The sequence below is a fragment of the Pseudomonas sp. E102 genome (genome assembly GCF_052660185.1).
Genome location: NZ_CP084025.1, coordinates 4021459 through 4039689, shown reverse-complemented (window position 1 = coordinate 4039689; position 18231 = coordinate 4021459). Strand labels below are relative to the sequence as shown.

The 18231-nt window shown below is 59.4% G+C and carries 12 protein-coding genes; 6 read left to right on the top strand and 6 right to left on the bottom strand.

The window, feature by feature from the left end; genetic code table 11:
- Positions 1-12 precede the first annotated feature (12 nt).
- Positions 13-1758, top strand: a complete 1746-nt coding sequence (locus tag DOCECA_RS18435; protein WP_445570904.1) for a PTS fructose-like transporter subunit IIB — start codon at positions 13-15, stop codon at positions 1756-1758.
- Positions 1759-1948: 190 nt separating this feature from the next.
- Positions 1949-3490: an alkaline phosphatase D family protein gene (locus DOCECA_RS18430; protein ID WP_445570903.1), complete on the top strand. Its 1542-nt coding sequence runs from the start codon at positions 1949-1951 to the stop codon at positions 3488-3490.
- Between the two features lie 145 nt (positions 3491-3635).
- Here the strand turns inward: DOCECA_RS18430 and DOCECA_RS18425 are convergent, their stop codons facing one another.
- Together DOCECA_RS18425 and DOCECA_RS18420 are read right to left on the bottom strand one after the other, a co-directional pair.
- Positions 3636-6161, bottom strand: a complete 2526-nt coding sequence (locus DOCECA_RS18425) for a PepSY domain-containing protein (RefSeq protein ID WP_445570902.1) — start codon at positions 6159-6161, stop codon at positions 3636-3638.
- 216 nt (positions 6162-6377) lie between these two features.
- A complete protein-coding gene (locus DOCECA_RS18420; protein WP_434560695.1) occupies positions 6378-8696 on the bottom strand; it encodes a TonB-dependent receptor in 2319 nt (772 codons plus the stop codon).
- A 207-nt stretch (positions 8697-8903) separates the two neighbouring features.
- Here DOCECA_RS18420 and DOCECA_RS18415 point away from each other — a divergent pair, with 207 nt between their 5' ends.
- The 4 genes from DOCECA_RS18415 (at position 8904) to DOCECA_RS18400 (ending at position 13782) form a co-directional block, all read left to right on the top strand.
- Positions 8904-9584, top strand: coding sequence for a Fe2+-dependent dioxygenase (locus DOCECA_RS18415; protein ID WP_445570901.1), 681 nt, complete (start codon positions 8904-8906; stop codon positions 9582-9584).
- Positions 9585-9641: 57 nt separating this feature from the next.
- Complete coding sequence (locus DOCECA_RS18410) at positions 9642-10352, top strand: tetratricopeptide repeat protein (RefSeq protein ID WP_445572178.1); 711 nt, start codon at positions 9642-9644, stop codon at positions 10350-10352.
- A gap of 235 nt (positions 10353-10587) precedes the next feature.
- Positions 10588-12825, top strand: a complete 2238-nt coding sequence (locus DOCECA_RS18405) for an alpha-xenorhabdolysin family binary toxin subunit A (protein ID WP_445570900.1) — start codon at positions 10588-10590, stop codon at positions 12823-12825.
- Positions 12826-12903: 78 nt separating this feature from the next.
- Positions 12904-13782 (top strand): hypothetical protein, encoded by an 879-nt coding sequence (locus DOCECA_RS18400; protein ID WP_445570899.1) that lies wholly within the window; start codon positions 12904-12906, stop codon positions 13780-13782.
- A 44-nt stretch (positions 13783-13826) separates the two neighbouring features.
- On the opposite strand, the gene DOCECA_RS18395 is transcribed toward DOCECA_RS18400, so the two are convergent.
- The 4 genes from DOCECA_RS18395 to DOCECA_RS18380 form a co-directional block, all read right to left on the bottom strand.
- The gene (locus tag DOCECA_RS18395) at positions 13827-14990 is read right to left on the bottom strand and encodes a type III PLP-dependent enzyme (protein ID WP_420765555.1); all 1164 of its coding nucleotides are present in this window, start codon (positions 14988-14990) and stop codon (positions 13827-13829) included.
- A gap of 501 nt (positions 14991-15491) precedes the next feature.
- The gene (locus DOCECA_RS18390) at positions 15492-16649 is read right to left on the bottom strand and encodes an osmoprotectant ABC transporter ATP-binding protein OsmV (RefSeq protein ID WP_434648964.1); all 1158 of its coding nucleotides are present in this window, start codon (positions 16647-16649) and stop codon (positions 15492-15494) included.
- The gene (locus DOCECA_RS18385; RefSeq protein ID WP_420765553.1) at positions 16646-17299 is read right to left on the bottom strand and encodes an ABC transporter permease; all 654 of its coding nucleotides are present in this window, start codon (positions 17297-17299) and stop codon (positions 16646-16648) included. Before DOCECA_RS18385 ends, DOCECA_RS18390 begins: the two co-directional genes overlap by 4 nt.
- Before the next feature lie 15 nt (positions 17300-17314).
- Complete coding sequence (locus DOCECA_RS18380) at positions 17315-18217, bottom strand: glycine betaine ABC transporter substrate-binding protein (protein ID WP_434607802.1); 903 nt, start codon at positions 18215-18217, stop codon at positions 17315-17317.
- Positions 18218-18231 lie beyond the last annotated feature (14 nt).

The following is an 18231-nucleotide window of genomic DNA, read 5'->3' as shown; positions in this document are numbered from 1 at the left end:
AGGGTTCGCAAGATGAAATTAGCCATTGTGACGGCTTGCCCGAACGGCATGGTCACCAGCGTGTTGTGCGCCCGCCTGCTGGATGCGGCGGCCCAGCGCCAAGGTTGGAGCACCAGTGTCGAAGTCCATGACGCGGCCCACCCGGAACGCCAGTTGTCGGCGGCGACCCTCGAAGCGGCCGAATGGGTATTGCTGGTTGCCAGCGGCCCGGTGGACCTGTCGCGATTCGTTGGCAAGCGGGTGTTTCGCAGCACCCCGGCCCTCGCCCTGCAGGACGTTGACGCGGTGCTACGTCGCGGCGCCGAAGAGGCCCAAGTGCTGGGCGAGGCCGAGGTGCTCGCCGAAGAACCTGCGCCATCGACCGAACGCGCCCCGCGCCTGGTGGCCATCACCGCGTGCCCGACCGGCGTCGCCCATACCTTCATGGCCGCTGAAGCCTTGCAACAGGCAGCGGCACGCTTGGGTTATGACCTGAAGATCGAAACCCAGGGCTCGGTGGGCGCCCGCAACCCGCTCAGCCCCGAGGCGATTGCCGAGGCCGATGTGGTGTTGCTGGCGACTGATATCGAGGTCGCCACCGAGCGTTTCGCCGGTAAGAAAATCTATCGCTGCGGCACCGGCATTGCGTTGAAACAAGCCGAAGCCACGCTGAAAAAAGCCTTGGCCGAAGGCGTCCAGGAAAGCGCAGCGAGTGGTGCTTCCACGGGCCCGGCGAAGGCGGAAAAAAGCGGCGTCTATAAACACTTGCTGACGGGTGTTTCGTTCATGCTGCCGATGGTGGTAGCGGGTGGCTTGATGATCGCTTTGTCGTTCGTGTTCGGCATCGAGGCCTTCAAGGAACCTGGCACTCTCGCAGCAGCGCTGATGCAGATTGGCGGCGACACCGCATTCAAATTGATGGTGCCGCTGCTGGCGGGCTACATCGCCTATTCGATTGCTGACCGACCTGGCCTGGCGCCAGGGATGATCGGCGGGATGCTGGCCAGCACCCTGGGCGCTGGATTCATCGGCGGGATCATCGCCGGTTTCCTCGCCGGGTATGCGGCCAAGGCGATCAACCGTTACGCGCGCCTGCCCCAGAGCCTTGAAGCGCTCAAGCCGATCCTGATCATTCCGTTGCTGGCGAGCCTGTTCACCGGCCTGGTGATGATCTACATCGTCGGCAAACCGGTGGCGGGCATGCTTGAGGGGCTGACCCATTTCCTCGACAGCATGGGCACCACCAACGCGCTTTTGCTGGGCGTGCTGCTGGGGGCGATGATGTGCGTGGACCTCGGTGGGCCGATCAACAAAGCCGCCTACGCGTTTTCCATGGGACTGCTGGCTTCGCAAAGTTATGCACCCATGGCCGCGACCATGGCCGCCGGCATGGTGCCGCCGATTGGGCTGGGCATCGCCACGTTCATAGCCCGCCGCAAGTTCGCCAAGACCGAGCGTGAGGCCGGTAAGGCAGCGCTGGTGCTGGGGCTGTGCTTCATCTCCGAAGGCGCGATCCCGTTCGCGGCCAAGGATCCACTGCGGGTGATCCCGGCCAGCATTGCCGGCGGCGCGCTGACCGGTGCGCTGTCGATGTACTTCGGCTGCAAACTCATGGCGCCTCACGGCGGGCTGTTCGTGATGCTGATCCCCAACGCCATCAACCACGCGCTTTTGTACCTGCTGGCGATCGTGGCGGGGAGTTTGGTGACGGCAGTGGCGTATGCGCTGCTCAAGCGACCGGAAGTGGTGGAAATGGCGTTGGAGCCGGCGAAGGCCTGAGTCCACTCCGGTTTCCCCTGTGGGAGCGAGCTTGCTCGCGATAGCGGTGTATCAGTCAACAAATAGGTGGCCTGACACTCCGCAATCGCGAGCAAGCTCGCTCCCACAGTGGTTGTGGGGTGATGATGAAATCCCTGTCACACCCACTTCACACAGCCATGCTTAAGTTTTCCCATTTGGGGAGAACACCATGAGCGAATTCGACCTGGGCCGCCGCCGTGTGATGCAAGTCGTTGGCGCGGGCTTGTTGCTGCCCGGGCTGGCCCCGGCCGTGATCGCTTCGGTCAAGGACCGGCCCGTGTTGACCGAAGGTGTGCAGTCGGGCGACTTGCAAGGTGATCGCGCGATGATCTGGAGCCGCAGCGACCGCCCGGCGAGGATGGTGGTGGAGTGGGACACCCGCAGTCAGTTCCCGAACCCCCGGCGCTTCGTCTCGGCGCTGGCCGATAGCCGCAGCGATTTCACCGCTCGGGTCGAACTCACCGGCTTGCCACTCGACCAGGCGATTTTCTACCGCGTGCATTTCCAAGAAGCCCAGAGCGGTGTGGCCAGCGAGCCGTGGCTCGGCCACCTGCGCAGCGTGCCGCAGTTCAAGCGCAACATCCGTTTTGTCTGGAGCGGCGACACCGTCGGCCAGGGCTTTGGTATCAATCCGGACATCGGCGGCATGCGCATCTATGATGCCATGCGCCTGCGCCTGCCGGATTTCTTCATCCACAGCGGCGACACCATCTACGCCGACGGCCCGGTGCCGGCGCAGATCACCACAGAGGGCGGGCGCATCTGGCGCAACCTGACCACCGAAGCCAAGAGCAAGGTCGCCGAGACCCTGGATGAATATCGCGGTAACTACCGCTACAACCTGATGGATGAAAACGTCCGCCGTTTCAACGCCGAAGTGCCGCAGATCTGGCAGTGGGACGATCACGAAGTGGTCAACAACTGGTCGCCGGGCAAGCAATTGGACGAGCGCTACCAGACCAAGGATATCCACAGCCTGGTCGGTCGTGCGCGACAGGCCTGGTTGGAATACGCGCCGATGCGCCTGCAGAAGGCCGATGGGGGAGGGCGCATCTACCGCAAGCTCGGTTACGGGCCGATGCTGGATGTGTTTGTGCTGGACATGCGCAGCTATCGACAAGCCAATGACGCGAACCTCGGTGCGGCCAAACCGTTCCTCGGGCGGGAGCAGTTGGACTGGCTCAAGCGCGAATTGAAGCAATCCGGCGCCCAGTGGAAAGTCATCGCTGCTGACATGCCCATCGGCCTGGGCGTGCCGGATGGCGAGGCCAGCCCCGGCGTTGCGCGTTGGGAAGCGGTCGCCAACGGTGACCCGGGCGAGGCCCAGGGGCGCGAAGTGGAGATCGCCGAATTGCTCGGTTATCTGCGCAAGCATCAGGTGCGCAACTACGTCTGGCTCACCGCCGACGTCCACTATTGCGCCGCCCACCACTACCACCCCGAACACGCCGCGTTCCAGGATTTCGAACCCTTCTGGGAGTTCGTCGCCGGCCCATTGAACGCCGGCAGCTTCGGGCCCAACGCCCTGGACAAGACCTTCGGCGCTGAAGTGGTGTTCCAGAAAGCCCCTCCGGCCCAGAACACCTCGCCGTTTGCCGGCTATCAGTTCTTTGGCGAGGTGAACATCGACGGGCAGAGCGGGGAGATGAGCGTGGTGCTGCGGGACCTGGAAGGCGTGGCGGTGTTCGAGAAGAAGTTGCAGCCGGTGTGAATCAGAGGCCACTACAGACCCCATGTGGGAGCGAGCTCGCTCGCGATGGCGGAGTGTCGATCAAGAAAGTGTTGACTGACCATCCGCTATCGCGAGCAAGCTCGCTCCCACTGGGGATTCGATTCAATTCTGGATAAGCGTTCCGTCAGTACACATCCCGCCGATACCGCCCTTGCTCGATCAGCTTCTCCACTTCCTCACGCCCCAGCACCAGGTTGAGCACGTGATCCACCCCTGACGCCATGCCCTGCAGGCTGCCGCAGACATAGATCACCGCGCCGTCGGCCAGCCATTGCTTGAGCAATGCCGCCGATTCCAGCAGGCGATCCTGGACGTAGATTTTCTTGTCCTGGTCTCGGGAGAAGGCCAGGTCCAGGCGCTCCAGATCGCCGGAGGTGACCCATTCCTGAAGCTCATCGCGACAATGGAAATCGTGTTCGCGGTTGCGTTCGCCAAACAGCAGCCAGTTGCGTTGCATGCCCTCGGCAACACGGGCCTTGAGCAAACTGCGCAGGCCGGCCAGGCCGGTTCCGTTGCCCAGCAGGATCATCGGTACGCCTTGGGGTGGCAGATGAAAGCTGCTGTTGCGTCTTATCCGCAAGCTGATTGGGCTGCCCAGCGGCGCATGTTCGGTCAGCCAGCCGGAGCCGACGCCCAGGCTGCCATCGGCGCGGCGCTCCTGGCGCACGATCAGTTCCAGCACGCCATCGGCGGGGATCGATGCGATGGAGTATTCGCGCATGCCCAGCGGTGCCAACGCCTCCACCAGTGCCTGGGCGTGCAGGCCGACCAGATGGGCGCGGTTTTCCGGCAGCTGGCGTGTCGCCAGGGCTTGTTCGAGTGTCTGCTGCAAGCCGTCGACGTGCACCCGAGCAATACCGGCGATGCCCAGCCCATCGAGGAAATGTTCAATGGCCCATGGATCATTGCGCGGCAGGATTTCCACCAGGTCACCGGCCAGCCAACTGCTCGGCCCCGGTGCGGTGAGGCCCAGCAGGTATACGCCAGACCCGCAGCTGTCGGGGTTGAGCAGGGTGCGTTGGTTCAACGTCCAATGCTCGAAACTCGGCGCCTGCCAGGCGTCCGCCGGGGCCTGGCCGGTGAGTTCCGCCAGCTGTTGTTGCCAGTGGCGCAAGGCGTAAGGATCGCCGCTGTCCACTTCCACCGGCGCGAACAGTGTCTTGCCGCCGTGTTCCGCCAGCCAGGCATGCAGGCGGCGGGCGAAGCCGCAGAAGTTTTCATATTGGCGGTCGCCCAGGCCCAGCACCGAATACTGCAAGCGCTCCAGGCTCAGCGGCTGGCCCAACACCTTGCGCTCGAAACCCCGGACACTGTCGGGGCCTTCGCCATCGCCAAAGGTACTGACCACGAACAAGGCGCGAGTGGAGCTGTTCAAATCCTGCTCGCTGACGCCGGCCAATGGCCGGACCTTCACCGGCAGGCCGGCGGCCTGGAGCTGGCCGGCGGTCTGCCAGGCCAGTTGCTCGGCGAAACCGCTCTGGCTGGCGAAACCGATCAGCCACGCCGGGGCGTCACCAGGGGTTTGGGTCAGCGCCTGGCGGGCCTTTTGGACCTGGCGCTTCTTGCGTCGACGATCGAGATACAACAGCCAGCCAGTGATGAAAAACAGCGGCATGGCCAGCGCGGCGACGGTCACCAGGATCCGGCCGACCAGGCCGAAGTAGCTGCCGACATGGAGGGCGTAGATGCTGGTCAGCAATTGCGCCTTGAAGCTTTTGTCGCTGTAGCGGCTGTGACGGCTGACGACGCCGGTGGCCGGGTCGAGGATAAGCTGGTTCAGCGCCCGGTCATGGGGGGAGTTTTTCAGCAGGTAGAACACGGTCGCCGGTTGTCCCGCTACCGGCGGCATGCGCACGTTATAGGCGGACAGGTCGGGGCCGGCGGCGCTGTAGATGCTGCTCCACATGGCGCGGTAGTCGGCGATCGGCGCCGGGCCACCGGGTGCGGGGCCGCGCTTGCGCACGCGCTCATCCTTGGGCGAATCGGAAAGCAGGCGGGTTACGCCTTTGTTGTACCACTCGTAGGACCAGGTCAGCCCGGTCAAGGCGGCCAGCAGGTAGAACACCAGGCACCAGGTGCCCGCGACGGAGTGCAGGTCCCAATTGAAACTGCGGCCTTTTTTCGCCCAATCGAGGGTCAGCCAGGCGCGCCAGTTTTTCCATTGGCTCGGCCAGCGCAGGTAAAGCCCGGACAGGCAGAAAAACACCAGGATCAGCGTGCACGCGCCGGTGATCTGCCGGCCTACGTCGTCCAGGGTGAGGACGCGGTGCAGACGGAGCATCAGACCAAAGAAGTCCTGCCCCACCACATCCCCCATGAATTGCGCGTTGTAGGGATTGAAGTAGCGCATCGGGCCACGCTTTTCCCCGGGCGAGGCGGTGAAAACCGCCCGTGCGGCGTTGCCGCTGTCGGTCTCTACCCAGAGCATGCTGACGGTCTTGCCGGACGCGGCTTCGATCTGTTCCACCAGTTCGGCAGGCGGCAATACGCCGGCCGGTTGCTTTTCAACCGTCAGCACCTGTGGGTTCAGCGCGCGCAGGATCTCGTCCTGAAACGACACCATCGCACCGGTAATGCCCATCAATGCCAGGACCAGCCCGGCGCTGATGCCAAAGAACCAGTGCAACTGGAACAGGGTTTTCTTCAACACGTCGCCCGCCTTGTTCGTTCAATACTGTTTGTCACGGCGTGCATTATGCCGTGTGTTATCGAGAACCATTCATAAACACACCTGAAAGCCCCGATCATTTGCATGAGCGGGGCTTTTTGCCCGGTGCCGGTCCGTGATGGCCGGGGGCTCAGTCCCGTGGGAGCGAGCTAGCCCCCACAAGTACATTGCCTGACCATCGGCATCGGGTTTTCGCCTTTAGAAGTGGAAGTTGGTACTCAACAACGCGGTACGCCCGGCCGCCTGGTTGGCGAAGTGGGTCGAGAAAGCCTTGTCGTAGTAAGTCTCGTCCGTCAGGTTCTGCACGTTGAGTTGCAGGTCCAGGTTTTTGCTGACCTTGTAGCTGGCCATGGCGTCGTAACGCACGTAGGAATCGACCATCGTAGTGTTCGCCACGCTGCCAAATACATCGTCCACATAGAAGGCACCGCCACCGATGGTCAGCTTTGGCGTGAGGGCATAGGTGGTCCAGACGCTGGCGCTGTTCTTCGGTGTGTTGGGCAATTGATTGCCATCGGTAACACTCAACGGCCCGCCATCGACCTGTTCGCTGTCCAGGTAGCTATAGCCGGCGAATACTTGCCACTTTTCCGTGAGCTTGCCGCTGGCTGACAGTTCGAGGCCGTCGACGCGGGTCTTGCCGGCGTTTTCATAGGTGGTGGTGTCGACCTGGACCCGGGCGTTTTCCTTCTCGGTGCGGAAGATCGCGGCCGTCAGTGACAGGCGACTGTCGAGCAAGTCCCACTTGGTGCCGATTTCGTAGTTCTTGGTGGTTTCCGGCTCCATGTCGCTGGCGAGCAGGTTGCCGCTGCGGTCCGGCGTGCCACCCAGCGGGTTGCCTTCCTGACCTTCACCGACCGTGTTGCCCGGCGGCGTGGCCGAGGTGGCGTAGGACGCATAGATGCTGCCGTTGTCCGCCGGTTTCCAGACCAGGCCGAACTGGCCGGTAACGAACTCGCTGGTGTCATCACCCTTGGAAGTGGTGGTGCCGGCGGCATTGTAGGTTTTGTATTTCGTGTCGAAGTGGTCGTAACGCAAGCCCATGTTCACCAGCCATTGCGGTGACAGCTCCAAAGTGTCGAACACGTAAAGCGCACGGGTGACGCTGGTGGTGTCGGTGCCGGCGTAGTTGCGGGAAATCGCGCCGTTCCAGGGATCGTTCGGGTTTGGATTGGACAGCGACGTGCAGTTGTTCCCGCTTGGCGAGCCGACTGTCGCCGGGGTGCAGTTGGTGTTCGCGGCGGCGGTGCCCGGCACGGTGTCGGTGTTGACGTTGTACGAGGATTTCTCGCCGGTTTCGCGGCTCAGTTCGACGCCTGTGGAGAAGCTGTTCTTGAATCCTGCGACGTAAAAATCGCCAAACAGATCGGTCTGGTTGGTGGTGGTGTCGACATTGCTGACGCGGGTGTTGGCCCGGCGCCAGACCGTACCATTGTTGACGTTGCCCTTGCTGTCGTCGGGCTGGGTCAGGATGTAGTCCTGCATGCTGGAGCCGTGGCGCAGGGTGTTCTTGACCGTCAGTGCATCGCTCAGGTCGTGCTCGATGGCGATGGTCGCCGTGTCGACGCGAGTCTTGCGGAAGTCGCGGTCGGTGAGGCCGTAGAAGTTACTGCTGTCGCCGCCGGCGTAGGGCTTGTCGGGGTTGGCCTTGGTGCGATCGGCCGTACGACCCGAGGCGGGCACGGTGTAGGGAATGCCCGAATCCGGCAGGTCGTTGCTTTCCAGGTGGTAGTAATCGAGGTTGACCCGGGTATCGGTGCCCAGGCCGAACGCCAGCGATGGCGCGACGCCCCAGCGGTCGTAGTTGACCTTGTCACGACCGGCGACGTTGCTTTCATGGCTCATCAGGTTGAGACGGCCGGCGGCGCTGTCGCTGAACTGGTAATTGCCGTCCAGTGTGTAGCGCTGGGTCTGGTCCGAACCCCAGGTGAAACCGCCGTCGAAGGAGTCGCCCAGATGCGCTTTCTTGCTCACCAGGTTGATGGTGCCGCCGGCGGCGCCACGGCCACCGATGGCGGAGTTGGGGCCCTTGCTGACCTCGATGGACTCGACCGCGAAGATCTCCCGGCTCTGGGAACCGGTGTCACGCACGTTATCCAGGTAAGTGTCGCCCTGGGCATCGAAGCCACGGATGAAGGGGCGGTCGCCCTGGGGGTTGCCGCCTTCACCCGCGCCGAAAGTAATGCCGGGCACGGTGCGCAGCGCGTCTTGCATGTTGAGCGCGCCGGTGTCCTTGAGCACTTGCTGGGGGATGACCGTCACCGAGCGTGGCGTGTCGACCAGCGGCGCGGTGTATTTCGAGGACGAGGCTTTCTCGACCTGATAGGACGTCGTGTCCTGGGCTTCGCCGGTGATACTGGTGGCATCCAGGGAAATGGCATTGCGCGGGGCTTTTTCTTCGGTATTTTCTGCCGCCTGGGCCATCTGCGCCACGGAGGTAGCACTGAGCGCGACGCCGATGGCGGAAGCCAGTAAACGAGGTGAATGGGCCGGTGATTGTAGTTGTTGACGCGACATGAACAGTGCCTTCCCCAAGGTTTGAGGCCGCGGAATATAGGGGAAACAGGTATTTGTATCAATTGCGAAATATTGCTATTTGAGAGGAATTTACATTCTTTACAATTTGCCCTTACGGTTTCCGTCGAGTGGTGCGTTGTGCGGGGTTGTGCACAGCCAATAAGAATCACTACCATTGGCGCCCCTCTATCGACAGGTCCGAATGCCATGTTGTTGCACATCCCCGGTGTGTTTAGCGCCGAAGAAGCGCAGCGTATTCGTGAAGCGCTGGAGCAGGCCGAATGGGAGGACGGCAAGGTCACCGCCGGTTATCAATCGGCCAAGGCCAAGCACAACCTGCAACTGCCCGAGGGCCATCCCCTGGCCAAGGAGATCGGCGCGGCCATGCTTGAACGGCTGTGGAAAAACCCGTTGTTCATGTCGGCGGCCCTGCCGCACAAGGTGTTCCCGCCATTGGTGAACTGCTACAGCGCTGGCGGCAGCTTCGATTTCCACATCGACAATGCCGTGCGCCAGCCCAAGGGCAGTGCCGAGCGGGTGCGCACCGACCTGTCGGCGACGCTATTTTTCAGCGACCCGCAGGACTACGACGGCGGTGAGCTGGAAATCCAGGACACCTACGGCACCCAGCGGGTCAAGCTGCCGGCCGGCGACATGGTGTTGTATCCGGGGACCAGCCTGCACAAGGTCAACGCCGTCACCCGGGGCACGCGCTACGCCTCGTTTTTCTGGACACAAAGCCTGGTGCGCGAAGACAGCCAGCGGGCGCTGCTGTTCGAGATGGACGGCGCGATCCAGCAATTGACCCGGGACGTACCCGACCACCCTTCGTTGATCCGCCTGACCGGCACCTATCACAACCTGTTGCGCCGCTGGGTCGAGGTGTAAGTGGCGGATTTTCGTCTGCGCCGAGAAGAGGTGCTCGACGGCGAAAGCCTCAAAGCCATGCTCAAGGACAGCCCGGCGCGCGCGGCCCAGGCGATTCTCATCGCTGCTGGCGCTGGCGTGCTGGAGGCCCAGGCGCTGCTTGGGCAAATTCTGTTGGATGGGCAGGGCATCGAACAGGACAAACCCCTGGCCCTGCGCTGGTTCGACATCGCCGCCCAACGCGGGCACTTGATGGCGCGCAACATGCTGGGCCGTTGCCATGAGCATGGTTGGGGCTGTGTTGCCGATCCTGCAGTCGCTGCCGCCCATTATCGACAGGCCGCCGAGGCAGGGCTGGATTGGGCGATGTACAACTACGCCAACCTGTTGGCGACCGGGCGTGGGGTTACTGAAGATCAGCCGCATGCGTTGGCCCTGTACCGCCGCGCCGCCGAATTGGGCCACGCCAAGTCAATGAACCTGCTGGGGCGTTATCTGGAGGACGGGCGCTGTTGCCCGGCGGATCCAGTTGCGGCGGCCGAGTGGTATCGGCGTTCGGCCGAAGCTGGAGATTTCCGAGGCCAGTTCAGCCATGCGGCGGTGCTGGCGCAAGAAGGTCGCATCGACGAGTCACTGACTTGGCTGCGCGAGGCGCTGGCGGGTGGGAATGTGAGTTTCCTTCGCGTGAGCAGTGAGGCGTTGCGGGATGCTCTGCATCCGGAAGTTCGTGCCATGGCTTGTGCTTATCGGCAGCGGCTTTTTCAAGTGACGGACACCAACAATTCGTAATTGAGCCTGCCGCTAACCCTATGTCTTTCTAAATAGTGTTGTCCATAAACATATTTCGAGTTTTATAACTTCAGGATTTGTCGGGCCGACAGTTTTGCGCTTCGGCGCGCTCGGCTGTCTTGTTTGTTAATACTTGAGGTGTTGTGGCGTGTCGCAGATATATCCTAGAGTCTTTTTGCGCGCTTTTATAAGTGTGCGCAATAACACTGGATAGTCTAATGACAGGAAGTTAAAGATGGAAATCGAGTTGGATGACAGGATAGTCAAGGCGGCCGCGGAGGCGCCTGAGGTGTTTGTGAAAGCGTCTTTCGGTGAGGGCGGAGGAAATAACAGGCAACCGGGAATACAGCTAACCAAGGAACAGATCATTAGCCTGAAAAAATATGAAGTGCTGGGTTTATCGCTTCCTGTTCGTTTACAAGATGTGGAAGTGTATTTGAATTATGGCGCGGGTGACGTGGGCGGACTGGGGCTCAAGGCGGTTGACTTTCAGAGGACATTCGCCATCACGTATGATCATGCCAAACGTTGGTCACCTTTACGTGAGCGTATCATGCAGACGGGAAATCAACTGAGCAACTTCTCGGAAACATTCACCAAATACGGCAAGCGAATAGTTGCAGTCTATGAGTATCTTGACGCTTCGGAGTATTTGAAGAAGCATAAAATCAAAACAGTCGAAGAGTATTTCGAGCTCATGCGCACGCTGCCCGATCTCCCGGACCTGACGGTAGAAAAGGGGGACATTGAGGAGATACAAGATTTTCTTAAGAATATGTTGCTCGAAGTCCAAAAAAATCATAAGAATGCCGAAGAAGTGAGGTTCCAGCTTGATAAGTTTGGCATCGATATGCGCGAGACCGTGCTGCCGGCGGTCAAGTTGCGATTGAAAGCTGTCAGCGACAATACCTATAAGCAGGATATTGAAGTCATTCAGAAAGTAATTGATCAGCGTGCCGCTAGTATTGACGAGCTTAATCAGCAGTATGCCAATATGGTTAAAGAGGCGATTGGCGCCGCCGCGACCTTGAATATTGGCGGATTGATAATGGGTATCTATCAGGGCGTCAAGGCTGAAGAGTTGCGCAAAGAACGAAATCGGTTAAAGAACGAACAGGATGGCGATATTCAGAAGCTGTCGAGTAAAAGTCAGACGCTAGCTTCATTGAATCGTGTGCGAGGGGATCTTCAAAACCTAAGTGCTGTAACGATTGAGGCGGAGGCGGCGACGCGCAACCTCATGTTGGTGTGGAACTCGTTAAGCAACTTTATAGAATCGTCATCGGAACATGTCGAAAAAATAGAAAACGCCGTCAGGCTGAGAATGTTCATTACCCAGATCGAGTTGGTGGTTTCGCCTTGGGAGAATGAGATTCAACACCGTTCCGATGCGCTGCTGGCGATTTTTGATGAGGCCGAGAAGGAATATCAGGCCGGTAACTTAATTAAACCAAGGATGGCGAGAATGTCCTATATGTCGAATGAATCGTATTACCCACAACTGAATGTCAGTGCATTGTTAGGCTCTAACGAGGGCATGCAGAGCTCTAGGACGCAGGCGCAGTTACTTTTAGAGTTTCACAATTATTTGCCCGATGTGGTAGCAACAATGACGGGTTTGGCATCCGTAGCAAATGTCGAGACGGCAGAACTTTGCAAGCGCGCGCAGACGACAATTTTCAATCTGGAGCAAACGGCAAAAAAACTTGAAACCTATAAAGCTAAAATGGACCGATTTGATGAGGAAGATAAGGAGGATTTTCGCTCGGAGATTGAATTTGAAGTTGATAAGTTAAATAAATTGATCAGTCTAGAGGCCAAGGAATTGGGTGGAATCCAGCTGAGCCTGAGCACTCACTATGACAGGTCGGCATCGAAAGAATGGGTGCTTGTACTGGAACAAGATCGAGCCTATGCAGAGGAGCAAAAAGCTAATGCGCAAGCCAAGCGTATCGAGCTAGATGAGCAGGCCAAGTCAGTTTCCGAAGCGATAGAGACGATCAGGAAAAATGGCGTCGAAAAAATTGGCCAGGAGGCGCAGCTGACAGTGGAAAACTTGGCGGCGATGGGAATGGCGCCACCTCAGGTACAAGTCGCACTGCTGGCGATGGACACACTGAAAAAACTGGTCGCTGGTATTGGCGAAACGATTTCCTATCTGAGTATGGTTGCTGGTTACAACACGCTCAAGGAAAGAGTCCGTCAGCTGCGTATCGATATCGACGTGCAGGACAAGGACATCGCCGTCATACGAGGGAAAATAGAGTTGGTCAAAAGCCTGGATAGCTTGGATGGTTTTCGCTTGGACTATGTCAAGGAGTTCGCAAACATCGCTGGCGCCTATGAGAGGTTCGCAAAGGTTTTTGCTCGTGAAGAATCGCCGTCTATTGAAGAAGATATCCAGAAGGTTCTCTCCACTGTTCCCGGCGTCATTCAATATCTGCGCCCCCTTTCCGGCCAAAGGCTGATTTGAGGTGGTTTCGGCGTGAGCCAAGAATGTTAGTTGATAGAACGTTGGCGGCCCGAGAGGCCGCCATCATCAAGGCATATCATGAACTCATTACAAAGTAGTTTTACCGAGACTCAGCGCAGGACTCTAGATCGCCGCATATATTTTCTCGATACGCTGCGCTCGGTCTTTGACAAGATTCCGGTCGTCTTGGAGCGACGTCGCATAGCTGGCCATCAGCCTGCTACGTTGGCTATGGATACACGTTTGAACAATGCGTACTTCCATGCGAAGTATCTTTCGGCATTGGAGCAAGACGTTAATGCAATCAGGGTGTCCTGCGGCGCCCATACGGAGGAACTGAGATCTTTCACCCAGGAGGCGCTGGATATCACGGCGCAGACCTCAAGGCGGCAGCTGCTCGCCGAGCTGGATTTTCGACAGTTCAGTTTTTCCCGTTCCGAGCGCTGGACGATAAGGCCACCGAAGAACATCGGGGACCTGGTCCATGAGTTTTACGCTCGCTTCATTACCGTCAGGAGCTCAATCAGACAGCTGGCGTTCAAGTTCACCGAGCTGAACAATGAGTCGTTTGGTGTGAACGCGGTATTTACCAGCGCCATGGATCAACGGTCCTGCCATTGTCATGCTCAACCGACGCTAGCGCAGGCGTTGTTCCAAGAGGTCGATACCACACCGCCCTGGGACATTGTTTATTCCTCCCCGGATGCCTCGGTCAGGGCTGCGGAGTACAAGGCTGATATCGCATCCTTGTCCGGTGCTTTCGTCAATTTGAATTCACACATGAGCTTGCTGGCCCAAGCGCTGTTCCAGCGGATGCACAGCGTAGTGGAGGAACTCGACCGAGCGATTCCCTCGCGTACCTTGGGAGAGCTGAATTTGAAATTGGATACGGCGATAACGACGCTCGACCATTGCTTGACTGAGTTGAAGGATTTTGAAACCTGGCTGCGAAAATAAAAAAAGGTCCATGATTGCATGGACCTTCTCTTTAGCCGTCGGGGTTACACGTAAAACGACTTCAACGGCGGAAACCCATTGAACTCCACCGCGCTGTAGCTGGTGGTATAGGCCCCGGTCGACAACCAATAGAGGCGATCACCGATTGCCAGGTTCAACGGCAAGCCGTACTTGTAGTTCTCATACATGATGTCGGCGCTGTCGCAGGTCGGGCCGGCGATCACTACTTCTTCCATCTCGCCTTTTTTCTCGGTCCAGATCGGGAACTTGATGGCTTCGTCCATGGTTTCGATCAGGCCGGAGAACTTGCCCACGTCCGTGTACACCCAGCGCTCGACGGCGGTACGGGACTTGCGCGCCACCAGCACCACTTCGCTGACCAGGATACCGGCGTTTGCAATCAACGAACGGCCCGGCTCCAGGATGATTTCCGGCAGGTCGTCACCGAAGTCTTCCTTGAGGAAACGGATGATTTCCTCGGCGTAGGTTTCCAGGCTGTTGGTACGAGTGATGTAGTTGGCCGGGAAGCCGCCGCCCATATTGATCAGCTTCAAGACGATGCCGTCTTCTTCCTTCAGGCGCTCGAAGATCACCTTGACCTTGGCGATAGCCGCGTCCCAGACGCTGATGTCGCGCTGTTGCGAGCCAACGTGGAACGAGATGCCGTACGGCACCAGGCCCAGGTCGCGGGCGAGGATCAGCAGGTCCATGGCCATGTCGGTCTGGCAGCCGAACTTGCGCGACAATGGCCAGTCAGCGGTGGTCGAGCCTTCAGTGAGGATCCGCACATACACCTTGGAGCCCGGCGCGGCCTTGGCGATGTTGCGCAGGTCGGCTTCGGAGTCAGTGGCGTACAGGCGCACGCCCTTGTCATAGAAGTAGCGGATGTCTCGGGATTTCTTGATGGTGTTGCCGTAGCTGATCTGCTCCGGGCCGACGCCACGGCTCAGGACCTTGTCCAGCTCGTAGATCGAAGCGATGTCGAAGTTCGAGCCTTTTTCCTTGAGCAGGTCGATGATTTCCACCGCCGGGTTGGCCTTGACGGCATAGTAGACCTTGGCGAATTCGAAACCGGCGCGCAGGTCGTCATAGGCCTGGGCGATCATCGCGGTGTCGATCACCACGAACGGGGTTTCCTGCTTGTCGGCGAACGCCTTCATTTTCTGAAAGGTTTCGCGCGCGAAATAATCTTCGACCTGGATCGACATACTTGGGACTCCTACTGGCAAACATCAGAATCAATGGGTTTGAGGGCAAGCTGCCCCCGCGAACGTCCTCCGTATCCCCACTTTGGTTCGCCTACTTCCCAAGGCATGTCGCCGAAAGCAAAAAGGCCATGGGACGCTTGATTCCCTTGGCCTTGCTGTCTCGTCGTCAGTACTTGAGCCGGATGGATCGTTTCCAGCATGGACGTTCGGCGCGAACTTTAGGGCGTGAGGGACCTGAGATCAACTAAAAATGTCGCGTTTTTGCACGCATCCGTCGTGCGGTGGTCGACAGCTCATGATGTAACCGACCTGCGTGACAGATTGACGTTCCCCTCGATCGGTTTTCGAGCTTGCTCAATATGGCTTTTGCCTTTGTGGCGAGGGAGCTTGCTCCCGCTGGGGCGCGTAGCGGCCCCAAAAAAGCGATGAGCGCTTCGCACTGGAGCGCCAGCCCGGTCAAGCGGGAGCAAGCTCCCTCGCCACAAAAGCGGTCGTGGTTGGTCAGACTGAGGCAGCCTCCGCCGGCGAAACAATACTGGTCTTGCCGCCACGGGACTTGCCGGAGCTCAGGTACTCGGCAATCGATTCCTGCGTCACTTCGCCGAGGAACACCCGCTCGGCGTCCATCACCGGCAGCCACGAGCGATTGAACTCGTACATGCGTGACAACAGGATCCGCAGATGTTCGTCGTAGGCGGCGGTGGCATTGAATTCCCGCAGGTATTGGCCGCAGGTTCCGGTCTGACGGTACAGGTCGCGGCGTCTTACATACCCCAGGGCCTTATTCTCGGCACAGGTGACCACCACGTAGCGCCGGTCATGTTCGTCCATCAGTTCCAACGCCTCGGTCACCGGGGTTTGGGGGCTGACCGAGGGGGCGTTGTCCGCCGCGTCTTCGGCCTTGACCAATAGCAGGCGCTTGAGCGTGCTGTCCTGACCGACGAAATTGCTGACGAACTCATCGGCGGGATGTGCCAGCAGCGTGTCCGGGTGATCGCACTGGATCAATTTACCGGCGCGGAAGATCGCGATCTTATCCCCCAGCTTGATGGCCTCGTCGATGTCGTGGCTGACCATGATCACGGTCTTGTTCAGCGCCCGCTGCATCTCGAAGAACTCGTTCTGGATCATCTCGCGGTTGATCGGGTCGACCGCGCCGAAGGGCTCGTCCATCAGCAACAGCGGCGCATCGGCCGCCAGGGCGCGGATGACACCGATCCGTTGTTGCTGGCCGCCGGACAATTCGCGCGGGTATCGGTGCAGGTATTGCTTGGGTTCAAGCTTGATCATGCTCATCAATTCGCGGGCGCGGTCGTGGCATTTCTGCTTGTCCCAGCCCAGCAGGCGTGGGACGACGGTGATGTTTTCCTCGATGGTCATGTTCGGGAACAGACCGATCTGCTGGATCACGTAGCCAATATTGCGGCGCAGGGTCACCTCGTCCAGGCCGGTGGTGTCTTCACCATTGATCAAGACCTTGCCCGAGGTCGGCGGGATCAGCCGGTTGATCATTTTCAGCGTGGTGCTCTTGCCACAGCCCGACGGCCCGAGGAACACGCAGATCTCGCCTTCATTGACGGTCAGGTTCACCGAGTCCACGGCTTTCACATCCTTGCCGTTGCTCTTGAAGGTTTTGCTGAGGTTTTGTAATTCGATCATTTCAGTAATCCTTTCGGAGTCAACGAGCGTTGCAGCCATTGCAAAAGCAGGTCGGCGAAGATGGCCAGGAGGCTGACCAGCAAGGCGCCGACGATCAGCATCGACATATCGCTGCGGCTGATGGAAGCGAGGATGAGCACCCCCAGGCCACCGGCGCCGATGGTGGCGGCGATGGTCATGACGCCGATGTTCATGACCACGGCGGTGCGCACGCCGGCCAGGATCACCGGCACGGCGATGGGAAGTTCGACCATGCGCAGGCGCTGGCCGAAGGTCATGCCGATGCCGCGGGCGGCTTCGCGAATACCGGGTTCGACCCCGGTCAGGGCCAGGTAGGTGTTGCGCATGATCGGCAACAGTGAGTAAAGAAACACCGCGGTGATCGCCGGCATCGGCCCCAGGCCTTGGCCGAACTTGGAATAGAACGGCAGCAGCAGCCCGAACAGGGCAATCGACGGAATCGTCAGCAGCACCGTGGCGCTGGCCTGCAACGGGCCGGCGAGCGCCGGGAAGCGGGTCATGAAAATGCCCAGCGGCACGCCGATCACGATTGCCAGGGTCACGGCGATGCCCACCAGGGTGATGTGCTGCCAGGTCAGGTGCAGCACCAGCGGCCAGTCCAGATGGGAAAAGGCGTCAAGAAAATCCATGGCTTTTCCTCCAGGTCATTGGGTTGAGAGCAGCGAATGCTGACGCAGGAAATCGGCGGCAACGGCGGAAGGGCTTTCATGATCCACGTCCACGCGGGCATTGAGCTGGCGCATGGTTTCGTCGTCGAACAGTTCGGCCAGGGGCTTGAGTTGCGCGGCCAGTTGAGGGTGCGCGTCAAGGAATGCCTGGCGTACCACCGGCGCGGCGGTGTAGTCGGGGAAGTAATGCTTGTCGTCTTCCAGCAGCTTCAGTTTGAAGGCATTCAGGCGCCCGTCGGTGGTGTACACCAAACCGGCGAAAACCTGGCTGTTGCGCAGCGCCGTGTAGACCAGGCCCGCGTCCATCTGGCGGATGTTCCTGCGGGTCAGGTTCATACCGTACTGCTTGACCATGCCGGCCAGGCCGTCGGAACGGTTGGCGAACTCGGTGTCCAGGGCAACCAGATGGTTCTCGTCGGCCTCGGCCTGCAACACCGCGTTCAACTGGCTGATGGAATTGATCTGCGGGTACTTCTTCGCGACTTTTTCAGGAAGGGCCAAGGCGTAGGTGTTGCTGAATTTCGACGGAGCAAGCCAGACCAGGCCTTTTTTCGCGTCGAGTTCTTTCACTCGAGCGTAGGATTGGGCGCTGTCGAGTTTTTCGGTGACATGGTTGTAGGCCACCAACGACACGCCGGTGTACTCCCAAAGCAAATCCAATTGCCCGGATTCCTGGGCGCTACGGGCCAGGTTGCTTCCCAGGCCGCCGGTGACTTGCGCGTCGTAACCTTTGTCACGCAGGTATTGCGCGGTGATTTCCGCCAGCAATGTCTGCTCGGTGAATACCCGGGCGCCGAGGCGGATCAGCGGTTTTTCAGCGGCTTGGGCAAACCCTGCGAACAGCAGCAGGCACCCCAGAATCAAGCTCATCTTCTTCATAACGTTTCCTTTAT